Origin of the sequence: Thiohalocapsa halophila (genome assembly GCF_016583825.1) — a bacterium.
GTDB lineage: Bacteria > Pseudomonadota > Gammaproteobacteria > Chromatiales > Chromatiaceae > Thiohalocapsa > Thiohalocapsa halophila.
Genome location: NZ_NRRV01000187.1, coordinates 1 through 1,357 on the forward strand (window position 1 = coordinate 1; position 1,357 = coordinate 1,357).

The window sequence follows — 1,357 nt, forward strand, 5'->3', positions numbered from 1 at the left end:
CCAGTACGCTGACCACTGGCCGTTTGCGCGCACGAGGCGCAGCGCCAGCATGGCCTCGGCGTTGTCGGGCGTCCACCACGCGCCGGGGCGCTTGAGACGCTGCTGAACGACGTAGCGGTGTGCGCTTTCGATTTCGCCTGAGCCGATCGGCAGTCCCTCGGCGAGGGCGCCGGCATAGTCGAGGTGCTCACGGCGACGGCTGAGGTAGCGATGGCAAGCGCGCACGGGGGCTTGCTCCTCAGGCACGGCGGGCGGCTCGATGGCGGCGAGCAGGTCCCCGAGCACGAGCGCGCAGTGGTTGGTCTTCAAGCGTTCGCATTGGCGCTCGAGCCAGGCGCGCGGTGCTTCGGGGGCGCACGTCTTGGCCGCGGCGGCGAGGTAATCACAGACATGGTAGAAGTCCACCAGATAGCTGCCCCGGGTGCCGAACTGCTCGGCCACCTGATCGGCAATCCAGGGCGCGCCGTCGCCGACGGCGTGTACCCGCGTGTGGGTGCCCAAACCGGCGGCGACCGCGCACCCCAGCAGTTCCTCTCCGGCTGTCGCAACGCCCCCGAGCAAGGTGGCGCCGTAGACCGGTGCGGCACTGCCGAGTGCATGCGCCAGACAGAGCTTGGCCTCTTTCCACAACAATTGCTTGCCGCTGCGGCGGTCGCTCTGCTGCGCATCGGTTGCCACGATCGGGACCATGCTCCCGTCGACCTCGGCGACGAGCGCGCCCGCACCGTCGCCGCTCGGCCAGGTCGAGACGCCATCGCGGTAGTCTGCGCAGCCCCGTGCGTGGCGCTCGGTGATCTCGCGGATCGTGCTCGCCGAGAGGTCGATGCCGTAGTGCTCGCGCAGCTTCTCGCGCGCTTGGGCGAACGGCACGTCTGCGGCAAAGTCCACCAGCGCGCGCTGCAACGGTCGCGAACAGCCGCGGTGATGCACCGCGGCGCTCTCGCTCAACGGGCGCCGACGCCGCGTCCCTTCGCGGTACTGTGGCTCCTCGACTTCGATGTCGCCGAAGAGGGTATGCCAGCGGAGTTTTTTTTACCCTCGCGCCACACCCCAGTGGTGTCCGCCAACTCCTCGCCTCGCGCCTCGACCTGTCCGTTCGCCCAGCGCCCCAACACCTCATGGCCAAGCTCGCGCATCTCTTCGATCACGCGCTGCTCCGCCTCATCGGCCTTGCGCAAATCGCCCGCACTGTCTTCGCACAGGTCGAGAAGCCGCTCGACGCGCTGGCGCAGTTGCGGATGCCGCTCCAGTCGCTCAAGCAGCGCTTCGTCTTCGGTTCGTCTCGGCATCGTCGGCTCCTTGTTTCAGCAATTTACCGCTCAATCCTAGCAAACAACATCAGTACTGTTCGCACCCG

1 protein-coding gene is annotated in these 1,357 nt (G+C 67.8%); it reads right to left on the reverse strand.

All coding sequences use genetic code 11. From position 1 onward, the window contains the following. A protein-coding gene (locus CKO31_RS25880) for an ISKra4 family transposase (protein WP_438874038.1) occupies positions 1-1,289 on the reverse strand; the annotation gives its coding sequence in 2 pieces (ribosomal slippage) (positions 1-1,032 and positions 1,035-1,289; 1,287 coding nt annotated over the 2 pieces). This gene is flagged as partial in the annotation. Positions 1,290-1,357: the final 68 nt, after the last annotated feature.